General features: G+C 66.9%; 17 protein-coding genes. 8 read left to right on the top strand and 9 right to left on the bottom strand.

The genetic code is table 11. The features are described from left to right. Window positions 1-334: 334 nt before the first annotated feature. The 4 genes from phaP to WS46_RS19465 form a co-directional block, all read right to left on the bottom strand. Window positions 335-916 carry a TIGR01841 family phasin gene (gene phaP / locus WS46_RS19480; RefSeq protein ID WP_059526067.1) on the bottom strand — a complete coding sequence of 194 codons (582 nt, stop codon included), beginning with the start codon at window positions 914-916 and terminating at the stop codon, window positions 335-337. 463 nt (window positions 917-1,379) lie between these two features. Further along, window positions 1,380-2,144 (bottom strand): ParA family protein, encoded by a 765-nt coding sequence (locus WS46_RS19475; RefSeq protein ID WP_059526069.1) that lies wholly within the window; start codon window positions 2,142-2,144, stop codon window positions 1,380-1,382. 350 nt (window positions 2,145-2,494) lie between these two features. After that, window positions 2,495-3,049, bottom strand: coding sequence for a single-stranded DNA-binding protein (locus WS46_RS19470; RefSeq protein ID WP_059691466.1), 555 nt, complete (start codon window positions 3,047-3,049; stop codon window positions 2,495-2,497). Window positions 3,050-3,152: 103 nt separating this feature from the next. Continuing rightward, window positions 3,153-4,340 (bottom strand): MFS transporter, encoded by a 1,188-nt coding sequence (locus WS46_RS19465; RefSeq protein ID WP_059451442.1) that lies wholly within the window; start codon window positions 4,338-4,340, stop codon window positions 3,153-3,155. A 275-nt stretch (window positions 4,341-4,615) separates the two neighbouring features. On the opposite strand from WS46_RS19465, the gene uvrA reads away from it, so the two are divergent. Together uvrA and WS46_RS19455 are read left to right on the top strand one after the other, a co-directional pair. Further along, window positions 4,616-7,501 carry an excinuclease ABC subunit UvrA gene (gene uvrA, locus WS46_RS19460; protein WP_059691465.1) on the top strand — a complete coding sequence of 962 codons (2,886 nt, stop codon included), beginning with the start codon at window positions 4,616-4,618 and terminating at the stop codon, window positions 7,499-7,501. A 255-nt stretch (window positions 7,502-7,756) separates the two neighbouring features. Further along, entirely contained in the window at window positions 7,757-8,839 is a 1,083-nt protein-coding gene (locus WS46_RS19455; protein ID WP_059691464.1) for an AI-2E family transporter, read from the top strand. Between the two features lie 123 nt (window positions 8,840-8,962). Here the strand turns inward: WS46_RS19455 and purU are convergent, their stop codons facing one another. The 5 genes from purU to WS46_RS19430 all read right to left on the bottom strand — a co-directional run bounded on the left by purU (window position 8,963) and on the right by WS46_RS19430 (window position 14,097). Continuing rightward, on the bottom strand, window positions 8,963-9,847 hold the full coding sequence (gene purU, locus WS46_RS19450) for a formyltetrahydrofolate deformylase (RefSeq protein WP_059526077.1): 885 nt from the start codon (window positions 9,845-9,847) through the stop codon (window positions 8,963-8,965). A gap of 87 nt (window positions 9,848-9,934) precedes the next feature. Continuing rightward, a complete protein-coding gene (locus WS46_RS19445; protein ID WP_059691463.1) occupies window positions 9,935-10,792 on the bottom strand; it encodes a DUF4743 domain-containing protein in 858 nt (285 codons plus the stop codon). Window positions 10,793-10,796: 4 nt separating this feature from the next. After that, the gene (locus WS46_RS19440) at window positions 10,797-11,411 is read right to left on the bottom strand and encodes a LysE family translocator (protein WP_059526081.1); all 615 of its coding nucleotides are present in this window, start codon (window positions 11,409-11,411) and stop codon (window positions 10,797-10,799) included. A 34-nt stretch (window positions 11,412-11,445) separates the two neighbouring features. Further along, window positions 11,446-12,012: an adenine phosphoribosyltransferase gene (locus WS46_RS19435; RefSeq protein ID WP_059526281.1), complete on the bottom strand. Its 567-nt coding sequence runs from the start codon at window positions 12,010-12,012 to the stop codon at window positions 11,446-11,448. Window positions 12,013-12,090: 78 nt separating this feature from the next. Then, window positions 12,091-14,097, bottom strand: a complete 2,007-nt coding sequence (locus WS46_RS19430) for a monovalent cation:proton antiporter family protein (RefSeq protein ID WP_059526284.1) — start codon at window positions 14,095-14,097, stop codon at window positions 12,091-12,093. A 125-nt stretch (window positions 14,098-14,222) separates the two neighbouring features. Between WS46_RS19430 and kdsD the strand changes: the two genes are divergently transcribed. The 6 genes from kdsD (at window position 14,223) to WS46_RS19400 (ending at window position 19,492) form a co-directional block, all read left to right on the top strand. Then, the gene (gene kdsD / locus WS46_RS19425; protein ID WP_059526084.1) at window positions 14,223-15,206 is read left to right on the top strand and encodes an arabinose 5-phosphate isomerase KdsD; all 984 of its coding nucleotides are present in this window, start codon (window positions 14,223-14,225) and stop codon (window positions 15,204-15,206) included. Then, window positions 15,206-15,742, top strand: a complete 537-nt coding sequence (locus WS46_RS19420; RefSeq protein ID WP_059526086.1) for an HAD family hydrolase — start codon at window positions 15,206-15,208, stop codon at window positions 15,740-15,742. The genes kdsD and WS46_RS19420 overlap by 1 nt, the downstream gene beginning before the upstream one ends. Before the next feature lie 3 nt (window positions 15,743-15,745). After that, window positions 15,746-16,360, top strand: a complete 615-nt coding sequence (lptC, locus tag WS46_RS19415) for an LPS export ABC transporter periplasmic protein LptC (protein WP_059451451.1) — start codon at window positions 15,746-15,748, stop codon at window positions 16,358-16,360. A 20-nt stretch (window positions 16,361-16,380) separates the two neighbouring features. Further along, window positions 16,381-17,046, top strand: coding sequence for a lipopolysaccharide transport periplasmic protein LptA (gene lptA / locus WS46_RS19410; protein WP_059464489.1), 666 nt, complete (start codon window positions 16,381-16,383; stop codon window positions 17,044-17,046). Then, window positions 17,043-17,819 carry an LPS export ABC transporter ATP-binding protein gene (gene lptB, locus WS46_RS19405; protein ID WP_021162599.1) on the top strand — a complete coding sequence of 259 codons (777 nt, stop codon included), beginning with the start codon at window positions 17,043-17,045 and terminating at the stop codon, window positions 17,817-17,819. The genes lptA and lptB overlap by 4 nt, the downstream gene beginning before the upstream one ends. Window positions 17,820-17,986: 167 nt before the next feature. Beyond that, window positions 17,987-19,492, top strand: coding sequence for an RNA polymerase factor sigma-54 (locus tag WS46_RS19400; protein ID WP_059691462.1), 1,506 nt, complete (start codon window positions 17,987-17,989; stop codon window positions 19,490-19,492). Window positions 19,493-19,559 lie beyond the last annotated feature (67 nt).

The following is a 19,559-nucleotide window of genomic DNA, read 5'->3' as shown; positions in this document are numbered from 1 at the left end:
GCCGCGATCTTCGCGAGCGAGCCGCCGAATTTGCCGACCGCGGTCCGCGCGGCCGATACGATCACTACGTCCGTCATGTTCTCTTCCTGCATTGAAATCAGTGGGTCGATCCGTATTGCGCGCCGGTACGGCGCGGCAGCGGCGCGCAAGCGCCATGCGGCCGGCGATGCGGTTGCACGCTCGCGCGCGCATGCGCGCCGCGCATCCGCCCGCCTCGACCGCGTCCGGGCACGCGGCGGCGAACCGGACGTACGCCGATCGCCGCGCGGCACACGCGGCGGCCGGCGCCCGCCGGCGCCGCTCAATCAGTGTCGCGCCTGCGCGCGACACGCGCTCATGCAGCCGATTCGCGCGAAGCGGCTTCCTTGCGAGCGGCGGCGGCGGTCTGCTTGGCACCGCGGGCCGTCGTTTCGCTGACCGCGTCGAAACCGCTTTGTGCGGCCTCGATCGCCTGCCCCGTCGCTGCACGCACGGAGTCGGCCGCGGCCGTCGCCGCGGACAGCGCCGAGTTCAGCGCGGCGACCACGGCGCCCGAACCCGCCGGCGCATGCTTCGTCAGCTCGCCGACCACTTCCTTCACGCGCTTGTCGTTCTGTTCGTACTGAGCCTGGGCAACCTTCGCCCACTCGGCCTGCGTCGACACCGCGATATCGAACAGATGGCGACCGTATGCGACGGCCTTGCCGGCGGCTTCCTGCGGTGCGGCGACTTGCTGCGCGAAGCCTGCCGCCGGGTTGCTCGCGTTGAACGCGTTCTTCAGCTTGTCCTCGTATTCCTCGAGCGCCGTCTTGGCCGCTTGCAGGTTGAGTTCGACGACTGCCTCGAAACCATTGATTGCCGGACGGGCAATCGCGAACCACGCGGCGATTCCGGACTGATAATCGGCGGCGAATTTTTCGGGGGCAAATACGGACATCGGGCACGCTCCTGTTGGCAATGCGAGAGACGACGTAAAGAAAATGGAAGGCAGATCGAGGGCCTGCTTCCTTATTCACAACCCTCGGACACGATTGACTGCGAAGAGTTGAGGATGGCCATTTTAGATGGATTAATTGTCAATTAAATTGCATTAATGCTAGGTGAAAACCCTTAGCGGCCGAAGCGCCTGCTCCACGACAGTGCGCGTTCGTAATGGGGTCGTGTCGCAACACCTTGTCCGGCAACGATTTTTACTTTTTTACAGGATAACCCACCGCAGCCACGCGCAACATTTACCCCCGCCATTATTCCCATTATTAGAAAAAGGGCGCGCATTGAAAATGGGGCGGATGCTTATGTAATCGTTTTTCCAGATTTATTTTGAAATCGTTCCCGGGATTATTAATGACGAATTCAATGATCGTATATAAATCGCCGGGACGTGCGACGGCGCCCGCCCCTCACCCGACCAGTTCGCGATGCAGCGCGCGAAACTCCTGCGCGAGCTTGTGCGCCGGCTCGAGATGGATCACCGGCGTCGACTGCTGATGCGACTCGCGGATCTTCACCGACGCCGACAGCCGCGACGCCAGCACCGGCAGCCCTTCCTCGACGAGCTCGTCGACCAGCCGCTGCGGCAGGCTCGCACGCGGCTGAAACTGGTTGATGACGATCCCTTCGACCTCGAGCGCCGCGTTGTGGTCCTGCTGGATTTCCTTCACGTTCTCGAGCAGCGTGTACAGCGCCCGGCGCGAGAAGTCGTCGCAGTCGAACGGAATCAGGCAACGCTCGACCGCGATCAGCGCCGAGCGCGTGTAGAAGTTCAGCGCGGGCGGCGTGTCGATGTAGACGGCATCGTAGGTGTCGAGCTCGTTGAGCGCATCGCGCAGCTTGTAGATCTTGTAGCGCGACTCGAGCTTGCCGTGCAGCGTGTCGAGGTCCGGATGCGCGGGCATCACGTCGAGCCCGTCGAACGGCGTCGGATGGATGAACGATGCGACGTCGACCGGCCGGAAGTTGAACGTCAGCGCGGTCTCGAAGAATTCGGCGACGCCGGGATGCGCGTCGGCCGCGCGATCGCCGAGCAGGTAGCGGGTGGAATTCGCCTGCGCGTCGAGGTCGATGACGAGCGTGCGCAGCCCTTCGCTCGCACTGATCGCCGCCAGGTTGCAGACGATCGTCGACTTGCCCACACCGCCCTTCTGGTTGAACACGACCCGCCGCATGGTGTCTCCTTCGATCGAAACGTCGAAAGAACGAGCTTAGCCGGTCAATCGTGGCGGCCGCGTGACATAGGTCAGATGCGCGGCAGCGGCTCTGACGCATGACGGTTGCCGGGCCCGCTCCATCGGTCCGTTGTCGCGGGGATCCAGTCCTGTTCTGCAGTTGCGGTCACTCGGCGCGATTTCGTCGGCGTGAAGCCTGCGAGATGTTCGCCGCACGGGGGGAAGCGCGTCAGCCACGGCCGGCCTCCGGGGCGCGGGGCGTAAACGAAAAAAGACCCGAAGGCCCGTGCCAAGCGATTCGCTTGACTCGGACATTCGGGCCCATTCCGGTGCGGGATGCCGACGTTCCGTCAGAACGGAATATCGTCGTCCATCTCGTCGAAACCGCCGCCTGCCGGCGCGCTCGGACGGCTCTGACCACCGCCTGCACCGCCGCGCGGCGCACCGCCGGCACGGCCGCCGCCACCGCCGCGTTCCATCTGTTCGCCGCCGCGACCGCCGCCACCACCACCGTAGCCGCCGCCGTAACCGCCTTCGTCACCACCGCCACCGCCGCCGCCGCCCGAACCGCCGCGGCCGCCGAGCATCTGCATCTGGTCGGCGACGATTTCGGTCGAATAGCGATCCTGACCGTCCTGGCCCTGCCACTTGCGCGTGCGGATACGGCCCTCGATATAGACCGACGAACCCTTCTTCAGGTATTCGCTGACGATTTCGGCGAGACGGCCGAAAAACGCGACGCGGTGCCACTCGGTCATTTCCTTGAAATCGCCGCTTGCCTTGTCCTTGTAGCGATCGGTCGTCGCGAGACGGATGTTCGCAACCGCGTCGCCGCTCGGCAGGTAACGGACTTCAGGATCGGCGCCGAGATTGCCGACGAGGATGACCTTGTTGACGGATGCCATGTGTTTCTCCAGTAAATTCGATGCCGGGCCGCCCGCGAATGTCGTCGGAGCGGCCCGCCGGGCAAGCCGGCGAGCGCCGCCGGTGCCTGCCCGAAAAGAGGGTTCAGGCCTTGCGCGGCGGCGCTTTCATGCTGGCCGCGATTATAAGCCACGCCGCCACGAGCCCCGAGCATGCATAGAAGACGGTGTTTGCGCCGCCGTGCTTCAGCAGCCAGCCGCCCACGATGCCGCCGAGCGCGAGCCCGATCGATTGCGTGGTGTTGTAGACGCCCGTGGCCGCGCCCTTGCGCGAACCGGGCGCGAGCTTCGACACGAGCGACGGCTGCGACGCTTCCAGGATGTTGAAGCCGAGGAAGTACACGAACAGGATCGCCGCCACAATCAGGATGGTATGCGGTGCGCTGCCGAGCAACAATTGGCCGATCAGGATAGCCAGAATGCCGCCGAGCAGCACCGGCTTCATCTTGCCCCGTTTTTCCGCGACGATGATCGCCGGGACCATCATCACGAACGCGAGCCCCATCACCGGCAGGTAGACCTTCCAGTGCGCGGCGACCGGCAGCCCGCCGTCGACCAGCAGGCGCGGCACGACGAGGAACAGCGCCGTCTGCGTCGCGTGCAGCACGAGCACGCCGAAGTTCAGGCGCAGCAGCTCGCCGTTGTGGAGCACCTCGCCGAACGGCGCCGGCACGTGCACGGGCTTCGCCGCATCGGGCACGATCCACATCACGACGCCGATCGCGAGAATCGACAGCACGCCGACGATCGCGAACAGCCCGCTCATCCCGACCCAGTGGAACACGATCGGCGCGCCGACGATCGCGACCGCGAACGACACGCCGATCGAGCCGCCGACCATCGCCATCGCCTTCGTGCGGTTCTGTTCGGAGGTCAGGTCGGCGATGAACGCGAGCACCGCGGACGACACGGCGCCCATGCCCTGGATCACGCGGCCGACGATGATCCACGTGATGTCGTGCGCGAACGCAGCGACGAAGCTGCCGAGCGCGAAGATCAGCAGGCCGGTGGCGATCACGGGCTTGCGGCCGAACTTGTCCGACGCCCACCCGTAGAAGATGTACAGCAGCGACTGCGTGACGCCGTAGGCCCCGAGCGCGATGCCGACGAGCAGCACGTTGTCGCCGCCCGGGATGGTTTTCGCGTAGACCGAGAAAACCGGCATGATCATGAACAGGCCGAGCATGCGCAGCGCGAAGATCGCCGCGAGCGACGTGGTCGCGCGCAGTTCGGGCGCACTCATGCGGGAAGACGTGGCGGACGGATTGGACATCGGGAATGAATTTCGAATGATCGGAATGTCCGCCCGGCGGCGGGCGGCGGAAGATCAGGGCCACCGGCCCGGCGGGCCTGGCAGGCGCTTTCCGGGACTGCTTTCCGGGACGTCACGCAGGCTGCCCGCGGGCCGCCTCGAGCCGTGCGGCGCGGCCGCTTCCCCGGCGTGGAACCGCCTTGCTGCCAGCTGCTGCAAAGGCTGGGGACCCCCAACGACGGCCTCGAAAAGCCGTTATAGTAGCAGGTTTGGTTCCCTCCATTTTCGCCAGGTTCATGGAACAGATCCGTATCCGTGGGGCACGCACCCACAACCTGAAAAACGTCAATCTCGACCTGCCGCGCCACAAGCTGATCGTGATTACCGGGTTGTCAGGGTCGGGCAAGTCGTCGCTCGCGTTCGACACCCTTTATGCCGAAGGCCAGCGCCGCTACGTCGAAAGCCTGTCCGCGTACGCCCGCCAGTTCCTGCAACTGATGGAGAAACCCGACGTCGACCTGATCGAGGGCCTGTCGCCCGCGATCTCGATCGAGCAGAAGGCGACGTCCCACAACCCGCGTTCGACCGTCGGCACGGTCACCGAAATCCACGACTACCTGCGACTTTTGTTCGCACGTGTCGGCACGCCGTATTGCCCCGACCACGACATCCCGCTCGAGGCGCAGAGCGTGTCGCAGATGGTCGACGCGGCGCTCGCGCTGCCCGAGGAAACCAAGCTGATGATCCTCGCGCCCGTCGTCGCGAACCGCAAGGGCGAGCACGCCGAGCTGTTCGAGGACATGCAGGCGCAGGGCTTCGTCCGCTTTCGCGTGCGCTCGGGCGGCGGCACCGCGAACGAGGGCGTCGCGAAGATCTTCGAGGTCGAGTCGCTGCCGAAGCTCAAGAAGAACGACAAGCACACGATCGACGTCGTGGTCGACCGGCTGAAGGTGCGCCCGGACATGAAGCAGCGCCTCGCCGAATCGTTCGAGACCGCGCTGCGCCTCGCAGACGGCCGCGCGATCGCGCTGGAAATGGACACCGACCGCGAACACCTGTTCAGCTCGAAGTTCGCGTGCCCGATCTGCTCGTACTCGCTGCAGGAGCTCGAGCCGCGCCTGTTCTCGTTCAACAACCCGATGGGCGCGTGCCCGGAATGCGACGGCCTCGGCCAGATCACGTTCTTCGATCCGAAGCGGGTCGTCGCGCACCCGTCGCTGTCGCTCGCGGCGGGTGCCGTGAAGGGCTGGGACCGCCGCAACCAGTTCTATTTCCAGATGCTGCAGAGCCTGGCGGCGTTCTACGAATTCGACATCGACGCCGCGTTCGAGGACCTGCCGGAGAAGATCCGCAAGGTGCTGCTGTTCGGCTCGGGCAAGCAGACGATTCCGTTCTCGTACATCAACGAGCGTGGCCGCACGACGATCCGCGAGCACGTGTTCGAAGGGATCATCCCGAACCTCGAGCGCCGCTACCGCGAAACCGATTCGGTCGCGGTGCGCGAAGAGCTCGCGAAATACCAGAACAACCAGCCGTGCCCGTCGTGCGACGGCACGCGGCTGCGCCGCGAGGCGCGCCACGTGCGGGTCGGCACCGGCGACTACGCGCGCGGCATCTATGAAATCAGCGGCTGGCCGCTGCGCGACGCGCTCGGCTATTTCGACGGCCTGTCGCTCGACGGCGCGAAGCGCGAGATCGCCGACAAGGTGATCAAGGAAATCGTCGCGCGCCTGACCTTCCTGAACAACGTCGGCCTCGACTACCTGTCGCTCGAGCGCAGCGCCGAAACGCTGTCCGGCGGCGAGGCGCAGCGGATCCGGCTCGCGTCGCAGATCGGCTCGGGCCTGACCGGCGTGATGTACGTGCTCGACGAGCCGTCGATCGGCCTGCACCAGCGCGACAACGACCGCCTGATCGCGACGCTCAAGCACCTGCGCGACCTCGGCAACTCGGTGATCGTCGTCGAGCACGACGAGGACATGATCCGCACGGCCGACTACGTCGTCGACATGGGCCCCGGCGCGGGCGAGCACGGCGGCGTGGTGGTCGCCGAAGGCACGCCGAAGCAGGTGCAGTCGAACCCGCAGTCGCTGACGGGCCAGTATCTGGTCGGCAAGCGCACGATCGAGTATCCGGACGAGCGGATCGCGCCCGATCCGGAGCGGATGCTGCGCATCGTCGACGCGCACGGCAACAACCTGAAGCACGTCGATCTCGAGCTGCCGGTCGGCCTGTTGACCTGCATCACCGGCGTGTCGGGTTCCGGCAAGTCGACGCTGATCAACGACACGCTGTACCACGCGGTCGCGCGCCACCTGTACGGCTCGTCGGCCGAGCCGGCGCCGCACGAGGCGATCGAAGGCCTCGAGCACTTCGACAAGGTGATCAACGTCGACCAGTCGCCGATCGGCCGCACGCCGCGTTCGAACCCGGCCACCTACACGGGCCTGTTCACGCCGATCCGCGAGCTGTTCTCGGGTGTGCCGACCGCGAAGGAGCGCGGCTACGATCCGGGCCGCTTCTCGTTCAACGTGAAGGGCGGCCGCTGCGAGTCGTGCCAGGGCGACGGCGTGCTGAAGGTCGAGATGCACTTCCTGCCGGACGTCTACGTCCCGTGCGACGTGTGCCACGGCAAGCGCTACAACCGCGAAACGCTCGAAGTGCAGTACAAGGGCAAGAACATCAGCGAAGTGCTCGACATGACGGTCGAGCACGCGTACGAATTCTTCAGCGCGGTGCCGGTCATCGCCCGCAAGCTGAAGACGCTGCTCGACGTCGGCCTCGGCTACATCCGCCTCGGCCAGTCGGCCACGACGCTGTCGGGCGGCGAGGCGCAGCGCGTGAAGCTGTCGCTGGAGCTGTCGAAGCGCGACACGGGCCGCACGCTGTACATCCTCGACGAGCCGACCACCGGCCTGCACTTCCACGACATCGCGCTGCTGCTCGAAGTGATCCACCGGCTGCGCGACCAGGGCAACACGGTCGTGATCATCGAGCACAACCTCGACGTGATCAAGACCGCCGACTGGGTGATCGACCTCGGCCCCGAGGGCGGCGCCGGCGGCGGCCAGATCATCGCGCAGGGCACGCCCGAGCAGGTCGCGAAGACGAAGGCGAGCTTCACCGGCAAGTACCTCGCGCCGCTGCTCAAGCGTCCGACCCGCAAGGCGGCGTCCGGCTGACACTTTCCGTTCCCGCGCGCGGCTGCCGGCCGCGCGCGTCCGGCGCCCGCGGCGGCGCCGGCCTCATCGTTTTCCCTTCTGCGGTTTTCCCTTCTGCGTTTACACCACGAGCCAAACTGCCCCGTGGCGGACCATAATGGCAGCTATACTTTACGGTCGTAAGGTTCGCCATCCGCACCAATCCGGTGCGGCACCGGGCGACCGCCGTCCTGCCGCCCACCGCGCGGCGCGACACACGAACGACAGGAATCCACGATGGAGAAGCAACAAGAGTCGCGCGACGCGCAGAACCGCGAGCCGCACCTGCGCAGCGTGCGGCTGACGAGCGACTTCAGCCTGCCGAAGCTGTCGGCAATCGAGATCGGCAGCTACCTGTTCGCCCTCGTCGCGATGGTGCTCGTCATCGAACTGAAGCTGCTGGGCGGGCTGCTGGCCGGCATGCTGGTCTATCAGCTGATCCACACGATCGCCCCGGTGGTCGAACGCCACACCACGAGCATGCGGGCGCGCTGGGTCGCCGTCGTGCTGCTGTCGATCGCCATCGTCGGCGGGCTCACGGGCCTGACGATCGGCATCATCGAGCACTTCGAGCACACGGTGCCGAACCTGCAGAGCCTGCTCGACCAGCTGATGCAGATCGTCGAGCAGACCCGCGCCCGCACGCCGTCCTGGATCGCGAGCCTGCTGCCGGTCGACGTCGAACAGATGAAGACCAAGGCGGCGCTGCTGATGCACTCGCACATGGATCAGCTCCAGCAAGGCGGCAAGAGCGTCGCGCGCGGCTTCGGCCACGTGCTGTTCGGGATGATCATCGGCGCGATGATCGCGATCGGCGTCGAGCACGGCAAGGTGCGCCGGCCGCTGTCGACCGCGCTCGTCACGCGCGTGTCGCGCTTCGCCGAATCGTTCCGCCGGATCGTGTTCGCGCAGATCAAGATCTCGGCGATCAACGCGACCTTCACCGGCATCTACCTGCTCGTCGCGCTGCCGGTCTTCCATCAGCGGCTGCCGCTGTCGAAGACGCTCGTGCTCGTCACGTTCATCGTCGGCCTGCTGCCGGTGATCGGCAACCTGATCTCGAACACGCTGATCGTCGCGGTGTCGCTGTCGGTCAGCATGGGCACGGCGATCGCGTCGCTCGCGTTCCTCGTCGTGATCCACAAGTTCGAATACTTCCTGAACGCGAAGATCATCGGCGGCCAGATCGAGTCGCGCGCGTGGGAGCTGCTGCTCGCGATGCTGATCATGGAAGCCGCGTTCGGGCTGCCGGGCGTGATCGCCGCGCCGATCTTCTATGCGTACCTGAAGCGCGAGCTGTACATGCTGCGGTTGATCTGACGCCCCCCGCCCCGGCGCGTCGCGCGCCTCACACGAAAAAAAACGCCGCGCCCCGTGAAGGGCGCGGCGTTTTTGCATGCGGGCCGGCGGGCCGGACGGCCGATGGCCGCCCCGAACCGCCGATCAGCGGAACACGACCGTCTTCGTCCCGTTCAGCACGATCCGGTGCTCGACGTGCCACTTCACGGCGCGCGCGAGCGTCACGCACTCGACGTCGCGGCCGATCGCGGTGAGCTGGTCGGGCGTCATGCTGTGATCGACGCGCTCGACTTCCTGCTCGATGATCGGGCCTTCGTCGAGATCGGTCGTCACGTAGTGCGCGGTCGCGCCGATCAGCTTCACGCCGCGGTCGAACGCCTGGTAGTACGGCTTCGCGCCCTTGAAGCTCGGCAGGAACGAATGGTGGATGTTGATCGCCCGGCCGGCGAGCTGCTGGCACATGTTCGGCGACAGGATCTGCATGTAGCGCGCGAGCACGACGAGATCGGCCTGGTGTTCGTCGATCACTTCGAGCACGCGCGCTTCCTGTGCGGCCTTCGCCGCATCGGACGAACCGCCGACGAGCGGGAAGTGATGGAACGGGATGTTGTAGCTCGCGGCGAGCTGGTAGAACTCCTTGTGGTTCGATACGATCGCCGGGATCTCGATCGGCAGCTGGCCGGTGCGGTAGCGGAACAGCAGGTCGTTCAGGCAGTGGCCGATCTTCGACACCATGATCACGACGCGCGGCTTCACGGCCGCGTCGTGCATCTCCCAGCGCATCGCGAACTGCTCGGCGAGCGGCGCGAATTCGTTGCGAAGCGTGTCGAGCGCCGACGCGGCATCCGCGCCGCCACCGTCCTGCACGAAGTGCACGCGCATGAAGAACTCGCCGGTGCGGCTGTCGCCGAACTGCGCCGAATCGAGGATGTTGTTGGCGCGCTCGAACAGGAAGCCCGAGACCGCGTGGACGATGCCGTGCCGGTCGGGGCACGACAGTTTCAAGATAAAGCTGTGATCGGTCGACATGACCGCTACTCCCTTCGTTTCGGTATTCGTCAAATAGGCCGTTCGTTCGGCCGCGCTCGTGCCGAGCGCGTGCCGGCGTGCCGCGCGTTACGCGGCCGGCGCGAACAGCGCGTCGATGCCCGCCGCGTCGGCCGCCGGGAGCCAGCGATGGCGCAGCAGCGTGTCGAGCATCGCGAGGCTCGCATCCATCGTCGCGCGGCCTTCGCGCAGCCAGCCGATCACCTCGGACACACCGGCCAGCAGGTGCTCGGCCACTTCGCCATCCTGGTTGTGCGGCGCGAAGTCGCGCGGCAGCGGCAGGTCGTACACGAAGATCAGTTCGGACTGCGTGCCTTCCGGCAGCGAGCACAGCACCTGCACCGCCCGGCCCGCGATCGCGCGCGCCGCCAGTTCGGCCGGCATGCCGGCCTCTTCCCAGCATTCCTTCGTGAGCGTCTCGTGAACGCCCAGGCCCCAGCCGATGCCGCCCGCGACGACGTTGTCGAGCATGCCGGGATCGGTGGCCTTGGTCGCGCTGCGGCGGCCGAGCCACATCCGCGGCACGGCCGGCTCGCCCGGCGCAACCGCATATTCTACGATGCCGTTCAGGTGCACCGCATAGGTCTGCGTGCCGAAGAAGCGCGACGCGGCGCGTTCGATATACGCGAGCGGCGGATCGTCGAAGCGGTTGCGGATCGCGTAGATCTCGTCGCGCCAGCCCGGAATCGCGCCCTCGGCCGCGAGCGCGCCGATCGCGCTCGCGAGCGCCATGCTGCGCGCGTCGACCGTGTCGTAACGCGCCGACAGCACGACGCGCGCGTCGGTCAGCTCGAACACGTCGGGCCAGCGGGCGAGCTTCGCGACGTCCTGGCGGCGCACCCAGCCGACCTGCTCGCCGGCGATCTCGAAACGCAGGTGCGCGGCCGGATCGAAGCGGCGCGCGGCCGCGATGCACGGAAACGTCATCGGCTCAGTCCTTCAGCGCGACGCGGATGCCGATCGCGATGAAAGTCGCGCCGGCGATCCGGTCGAGCCACACGCCGGCCTTCGGGCGGCGCTTCAGCCATGTGCCGATCGCGCCCGCGCCTACGCCGAACAGCGAGAACACCACGGCCGTCTGCAGCATGAAGAGCGCCCCGAGCTCGAACATCTGCAGCGTCACGCCCTGCACGCCATGCGGATCGACGAACTGCGGCAGGAACACGACGAAGAACAGCGTGACCTTCGGATTCATCAGGTTGCCGATCACGCTCTGCCGGAAGATCGCGCCAAGCGGCTGCGGCGGACGCTCGTGCGCGTTCGCGAGACCCTGGCTGCGCAGCGCCTTGATGCCGATCCACACGAGGTACGCGGCGCCCGCGAGCTTCAGTATCTGGAACGCGACCGGCGACGAGCGCAGCACGGCCGCGACGCCGAGCGCCGCGAGCGTCGTATGGAACAGGATCCCGGCCGTGAAGCCGAGCGCGGCGACGAAGCCGGCCGCGCGGCCCTGCGAGATGCCGCGCGCGAGCACCTGCAGGTTGTCGGGACCCGGCGCGAACGTGATTGCGATCGACGTGGCGAGAAACAGCATGAAGTTGGGCATCGTGACCTCGCGGCGTGGGCCGGCGTCCAGTGGTTCAGTGGCCGGCGAATTCGGTGACGGTATAGACGGGCAGCCCCGCGTTGCGCAGCAGCGTCGAGCCACCGAGATCGGGCAGATCGATGATCGCCGCGCCTTCGACGACGACCGCGCCGAGCCGCTGCAGCAGGTTGCGCCCCGCCATCATCGTGCCGCCGGTGGCGATCAGGTCGTCCATGATGATCACGCGGTCGCCGGCGCGGCACGCGTCTTCGTGGATCTCGACCGTCGCGCTGCCGTATTCGAGGTCGTACGACTCCGAGCACGTCTTGTACGGCAGCTTGCCGACCTTGCGGATCGGCACGAAGCCGACGCTCAATTCGTATGCGACGATCGGCGCGATGATGAAGCCGCGCGCGTCGAGCCCCGCGACGTAGTCGAGCTTCGCATCGACATAGCGTTCGACGAACAGGTCGACGAGGATGCGCAGCGCCTTCGGGCTCTGCAGCAGCGTCGTGATGTCGCGGAACATCACGCCCGGCTGCGGCCAGTCGGGCACGGTGCGGATCTGGCTGTGGATGAAGGCGACCGGATCGAGCGGTGCGCCCGACGACGAATGCGGCATGAAACTCTCCGAAAAAAACGGTGCGCGAAGATCGGGCACCGTTTCGAACAAATACGGGTCAGGTTATCGAATCGCGACTCAGGCGACCGCGGCCGGCGGCTCGCGCCGATGGCGCGACAGCCGCTCCTCCGCAAGCGCGAGCGCTTCGGGCAGCCCGCGCAGCACGACGATGTCGCTCGCGCGCAGCTTGGTCTGCGGGTCGGGCTCGACGCCGCGGATGCCGTGCCGGCGGATCGCCGTGACTTCCAGCCCGAGCGCATACAGCCCGAGCTCCTCCAGCGAGCGCCCGACCGCGTCCGCGCGCGCATCGACCGGCACCGATTGTAGCCGCACCTGCTCGTGATCGTCGTCGTCCGCATCGTCCGCGCCGCGGAAATAGCCACGCAACAGGCTGTAGCGCTCGTCGCGCATCTCCTCGACGCGCCGCACGACCTTGCGCATCGGCACGCCGACGAGCACCAGCGTGTGCGACGCGAGCATCAGGCTGCCCTCGACGATCTCCGGAATCACCTCGGTCGCGCCGGCCGCGAGCAGCTTCTCGAGATCGGCGTCGTCGACCGTGCGCACGATCGCCGGCAGCGTCGGCTCCAGTTCGTGCACGTGATGCAGCACGCGCAGCGCGGACGGCGTGTTCGCATATGTGATCGCGACGGCCGCCGCGCGATGGATACCCGCCGCGAGCAGCGACTCGCGGCGCGCCGCGTCGCCGAACACGACCGATTCGCCGGCCGTCGCGGCCGCGCTCACGCGATCGGGGTCGAGGTCCAGCGCGACGTACGAAATGCCTTCCTGCTCGAGCATGCGCGCGAGGTTCTGCCCCGCGCGGCCGTAGCCGCAGATGATCACGTGGCCGCGCTGCTTGAGGCTTTGCGTCGCGATCCGCGTCATCTGCAGAGACTGCTGCATCCATTCCGTCGACGACAGCCGCATCACGATCCGGTCGGCGTTCTGGATCAGGAATGGCGCAGCGAGCATCGACAGCAGCATCGACGCGAGGATCGCCTGCAGCAGCGTCGGATCGACGAGATGCCGGTCGAGGATCAGGTTCAGCAGCACGAAGCCGAATTCGCCGGCCTGCGCGAGGCCGATGCCGGTGCGCATCGCGACGCCCGGCGTCGCGCCGAACAGCCGCGCGAGGCCCGCGATCATCGTCCCCTTGAACAATATCTGCCCGACGAAGAAGCCGAACACGAGCAACGGATGCTCCCAGATCACGCGCGGATCGAGCAGCATCCCGGTCGTCACGAAGAACAGGCCGAGCAGCACGTCGCGGAACGGCTTGATGTCTTCCTCCACCTGATGGCGGAACGGCGTCTCGGAGATCAGCATGCCCGCGATGAACGCGCCGAGCGCGAGCGACAGGCCGAAGCGGTCGGTGATGAACGCGGCGCCGAGCGTGACGAGCAGCAGGTTCAGCACGAACAGCTCCTGCGAGCGGCGCCGCGCGACGACGTTGAGCCAGCGCGTCATGAAACGCTGCCCGACGATCAGCAGCAGCGCCAGCGCGATCACGATCTTGACCGCCGCGAAACCGAGCGTGAGCGCGAGATCCTTCGACGACTCGGCGCCGAACGCGGCGATCACGATCAGCAGCGGCACCACGGCCAGATCCTGGAACAGCAGCACGCCGAAGATGTTGCGGCCGTGCGCGGTCTCGATCTCGAGCCGCTCGGCGAGCATCTTCGACACGATCGCCGTCGACGACATCGCGAGCGCGCCGCCGAGCGCGATGCAGCCCTGCCACGTGATGTGCACCCAGCGCTCGAACAGCATGCCGAGCGCCAGCGCGAGCACGAGCGTCGCGACCACCTGCAGGAGGCCCAGCCCGAACACGAGCCGCTGCATCGCCCGCAGCTTCGCGAGCGAGAATTCGAGGCCGATCGAGAACATCAGGAACACCACGCCGAATTCCGCGAGATGCTCGGCCCGCTCCAGATCCGCGGCGACGCCGAACGCGTGCGGCCCGACCAGGATGCCGACGGTCAGGTAGCCGAGCATCGGCGGCAGGTTCAACGAGCGAAATACGACGACGCCCACCACCGAGGCCAGCAGCAGCAGCAGGGTCATTTCGAGCGGGGAAATCACGGGCGAAGCGTCCTCGTTCGTCGGGGCCACGGCAATGCGGGCGCGGGTGGTGGCGGTGGGCAAGCGGCATCGGACGAGTCCGAAGGCGCGGCGCGGCGAACAAACGCCTTTGCTATACTCCGCGCATGATAGCGAAAATCAATGATGATCGGGCGCTCGCGCTCGCCCGCGACGTGCTCGACATCGAGGCGGACGCCGTGCGCGCGCTGCGCGACCAGCTCGACGGCGACTTCGTCCAGGCCGTCGCGCTGCTGCTCGGCTGCCGCGGCCGCGTCGTCGTATCCGGCATCGGCAAATCGGGGCATATCGCCCGCAAGATCGCGGCCACGCTGGCGAGCACCGGCACGCCGGCCTTCTTCGTCCATCCGGCCGAGGCCAGCCACGGCGACCTCGGCATGGTCACGTCGGACGACGTCTTCATCGGCATCTCCTATTCCGGCGAGTCGGAAGAACTCGTCGCGATCCTGCCGCTCGTGAAGCGGATCGGCGCGAAGCTGATCGCGATCACGGGCCGTGCGGAGTCGAGCCTCGGCACGCTCGCCGACGTGAACCTGAACGCCGCGGTCTCGAAAGAAGCCTGTCCGCTGAACCTCGCCCCCACCGCGAGCACGACCGCCGCGCTCGCGCTCGGCGATGCGCTCGCCGTCGCGGTGCTCGACGCGCGCGGCTTCGGCTCCGAGGATTTCGCGCGCTCGCATCCGGGCGGCGCGCTCGGCCGGCGCCTGCTCACCCACGTGCGCGACGTGATGCGCTCGGGCGACGACATTCCGCGCGTCGGGCTCGACGCGACGTTGTCGGACGCACTGTTCCAGATCACCGCGAAGCGGCTCGGCATGACCGCCGTGGTCGACGCCGACGGCCGCGTGGCCGGCATCTTCACCGACGGCGACCTGCGCCGCGTGCTGGCGCGCGACGGCGATTTCCGCACGCTGCCGATCGTCGACGTGATGACGCGCAAACCGCGGACGATCGGCCCCGACCATCTCGCGGTCGAAGCCGTGGAACTGATGGAGCGCCACCGGATCAACCAGATGCTGGTGGTCGATGCCGACGGCGCGCTGATCGGCGCGCTGAACATGCACGACCTGTTTTCGAAGAAGGTGATCTGATGAGCGCAGCGCTGACTGCGGCCGAACGCGCGAGCCGCGTGAAGCTGATGATTTTCGACGTCGACGGTGTGCTGACCGACGGCGGCCTGCTGTTTACCGCGGCAGGCGACGCGATGAAGTCGTTCAATTCGCTCGACGGCCACGGCGTGAAACTGCTCGGCGAGGCCGGTATCGCGACCGCGATCATCACTGGGCGCCGCTCGGAAATCGTCGCGGCCCGCGCGAAGGAAATGAAGATCGCGCATCTGTTCCAGGGCGTCGAGAACAAGCTCGCCGTGTTCGACGACCTGATCGCGTCGCTCGGCATCACCGCCGACGCCGCCGGCTACATGGGCGACGACTGGCCCGACCTGCCGGTGATGCTGCGCTGCGGCTTCGCGACGGCACCGGCCAACGCGCACCCCGAGGTGATCGCCCGCGCGCACTGGGTGGCCGAGGCCCGCGGCGGCAACGGCGCGGTGCGCGAAGTCTGCGACGCGATCCTGCGCGCGCAGCGCCGCTACGACGCGCTGCTCGCGGCTGCCTGCGGAGCCTGACGGATGAACACGCATTTCCGCTGGACCCAGCTGCTGCCGCTCGTCGCGGTCGCCGCACTCGCGGGCATCACGTGGTGGCTGCTGCAGGCGACGTTGCCGCCGCCCGGCGAAGGCACCGTGCAGCCGAAGCGCCACACGCCCGACTATTTCGCGGACAACTTCTCGGTCACCGAACTCGACCAGACGGGCACGACGCAATACCGCCTGACGGCCGCGAAGCTGATCCATTACGAAGACACCGAAAACAGCGACCTGACCGATCCGGCCATGCGCGCATTCCAGCCCGGCAAGCCGGTCGTGACGACCACCGCGAAGCGCGGCACCGTCAACGGCGACGTGTCGATCGTCGACTTGTACGACGACGCACGCATCCTGCGCGTGGCCGGCGGCGGCGATCCGCAGATGCAGGCCGATTCCCAGCATTTCCGGATCTTCGTCAATGACGATGTGATCCAGACCGAAAAGCCGGTTAAACTTCAGCGCGGCCTGTCGCTCGTCAACGCGACCGACGGCATGAAGTACAACAACGTCACCCGGGTCATCGAGCTTTACGGCAACGTGCGCGGCACGATCGCCGCTGCGGACACGTCCGGCGGCTCGAAAGGTCAATCCAGGTGACGCATCCCTCACGTGACTGCATGAACGAACCGTTCCCTCGACAGAATTCCGGCGGCGCTGCGCGCGCCGTCCGCGCCGCGCTCGCCGCGACGCTCGTGGCGCTCCCGCTCGTCGGGCTGGCGCCGCTCGCCCATGCCGAGAAGGCCGACCAGAACAAGCCCATCAACGTCGAGGCCGACAACCTGACCTATGACGACCTGAAGCAGGTGACGGTCGCGACCGGCAACGTCGTGATCACGAAAGGCACGATCATCATCAAGGGCGACCGCGTCGAAGTGCGCCAGGATCCCGAAGGCTATCAGTACGCGACGTCGTTCGGCAGCGGCAAGAAGCACGCGACGTTCCGCCAGAAGCGCGAAGGTCTCGACGAATACATCGACGGCGACGCCGAGCGCATCGACTACGACGGCAAGCAGGACCTGACGACGCTGACCACCGCCGCGACCGTGCGCCGCCTGCAAGGCACGTCGACGATCGCCGATACCGTGCACGGCAGCGTGATCACGTACGACGGCCAGCGCGACTTCTACACCGCGAAGGGCGGCAAGGACGTCGCGGCGCCGGGCAACCCGAACGGCCGCGTACGCGCGATGCTGTCGCCGAAGAACGGCGGCCCCGGGCAGCTGAACGGCGCGCCGGCGAAGCTGTCGCCGTCGACCACGATCCAGGGAGCGCCGGGCCAATGAACGCGCTTCCGAACCGCCAGCCGGCCGGCACGACGAGCTCGCTCGTCGTCCGCAACCTGAAGAAACGCTACGGCTCGCGCACGGTCGTCAAGGACGTGTCGCTCGACGTGAAGAGCGGCGAAGTCGTCGGCCTGCTCGGCCCGAACGGCGCCGGCAAGACGACGTCGTTCTACATGATCGTCGGCCTCGTGCCGCTCGACGCGGGCGAGATCTCGCTGAACGGCAGCTCGATCAGCCTGCTGCCGATCCACAAGCGTGCGTCGCTCGGCCTGTCGTACCTGCCGCAGGAAGCATCGGTGTTCCGCAAGCTGACCGTCGAGGAAAACATCCGCGCGGTGCTCGAACTGCAGCACGGCGAAGACGGCAAGCGACTGTCGAAGGACGCGATCGCGTCGCGCACCGAGGCGCTGCTCGACGAGCTGCAGATCGGCCATCTGCGCGAGAACCCGGCGCTGTCGCTGTCGGGCGGCGAACGCCGTCGCGTCGAGATCGCGCGCGCGCTGGCGACCAACCCGAACTTCATCCTGCTCGACGAACCGTTCGCAGGCGTCGACCCGATCGCGGTGCTCGAGATCCAGAAGATCGTCAAGTTCCTGAAGCAGCGCAACATCGGCGTGTTGATTACCGATCACAACGTCCGCGAAACGCTCGGCATCTGCGACCACGCATACATCATCAGCGACGGTTCGGTGCTCGCCGCCGGCGCCCCGAGCGAAATCATCGAAAACGAAAGCGTGCGCCGCGTGTACCTCGGCGAACACTTCCGCATGTAACTTCCCCCGTGGCTGGTCGCCGCTCCGGCGCCCGGCATCGCCGCGCGGGGCCGCGCCCGCGTGCCCCGCACGGCGGCCCCTGCGGCCGTACGCCGCGCCGCGCGTAATCGCGGATGGCTCAAGGCGCCTGGGTCGTGGCAAACTGCCGGTATGACTCCCTCTCTGCCATGAAAGCCAGCCTTCAACTCCGCCTGTCGCAACACCTGGCACTGACGCCGCAACTGCAGCAGTCGATCCGGCTCCTGCAGCTGTCGACGCTCGAACTGCAGCAGGAAGTCGCGATGGCCGTCGCGCAGAATCCGCTGCTCGAGAACGACGACGAATGGATCGCGAGCCCGCTGCGCGTCGCGGCGGACGGATCGCTGATCGCGCAGACGCCTCCCGGCCAGAACACCGAGCCGGGCGCCACGAACGGCAGCAGCCAGTCGAGCGATCGCGCCGAGCGCGACGAGCCGGCCGCTGCCGACGAATACGACAGCTACGCATCGGGCGACGCCGGCGACGGCCCGCAGTGGAATCTCGACGAGTTCGGCCGCTCGAGCGGCGCATCGGACGACGACGACCTCCCCCCGCTGCAGGTGCAGGAAGCGGCGACGTCGCTGCGCGACCACCTGTCCGCGCAATTGCGCGTCACGCAGGCCAGCCCGCGCGATCGCGCGCTCGTGATGTTCCTGATCGAATCGCTCGACGACGACGGCTACCTGACCGCCTCGCTCGACGAAGTGCTCGCCGACCTGCCGCCGGAACTGGAAATCGACTGCGACGAACTGAATGCGGCGCTCGCGCTGCTGCACAGTTTCGATCCGCCCGGGGTCGGGGCCCGCTCGGCGTCGGAATGTCTGAAGCTGCAGTTGTTGCGCCTCGATCCGTCCCCCACGCGCACGCTCGCGCTGGAGATCGTGTCGCAGCATCTCGAACTGCTCGCCGCGCGCGACTTCACGCGGCTGCGCAAGCACCTGAAGGCGAGCGACGATGCGCTGCGCGACGCGCACGCGCTGATCCGTTCGCTGGAGCCGTTCCCCGGCGCCGCGTACGGCAAGGCCGAGGCCGACTACGTCGTGCCCGACATCATCGTGAAGAAGGCCGGCCAGGGCTGGCTCGCGGAACTCAATCCGGAAGTGATGCCGCGCCTGCGGATCAACAACCTGTACGCGAACATCCTGCGCAACAGCCGCGGCGATCCGTCGGCCGGATCGTTGAAACAGCAGCTCCAGGAAGCACGCTGGCTGATCAAGAATATCCAGCAGCGATTCGACACGATCCTGCGTGTCGCGCAGGCTATTGTCGAACGTCAGAAGAATTTCTTTGCGCACGGTGAAATTGCCATGCGCCCCTTGGTTTTGCGGGAAATAGCTGATACGCTGGGCCTACACGAGTCGACTGTCAGCCGTGTGACAACAGGCAAGTACATGCTGACCCCGTTCGGGACGCTTGAATTTAAGTACTTCTTCGGATCACACGTTTCGACCGACACCGGAGGCGCCGCATCGTCGACCGCCATCCGAGCCCTGATCAAGCAACTGATAGGAGCTGAAGACCCAAAATCGCCACTTTCGGACAGCCGCATTGCCGAGCTGCTGGCAGAACAGGGATTCGTGGTCGCGCGCCGCACGGTTGCCAAGTATCGCGAAGCCCTCAAAATCCCGGCAGTGAATCTGCGCAAGTCTCTTTAAGCCTGCTGCCTGCCCGGCGGCAGGCGTGTTCCGGCCACCGCGCACACGGGGAACAGGCCGGGCGACT

It is taken from the genome of Burkholderia sp. RF4-BP95, from assembly GCF_001521985.1.
In the GTDB taxonomy this organism is placed as follows: Bacteria; Pseudomonadota; Gammaproteobacteria; order Burkholderiales; family Burkholderiaceae; genus Burkholderia; species Burkholderia diffusa.
This window is presented reverse-complemented; position numbering and strand designations above follow the sequence as displayed.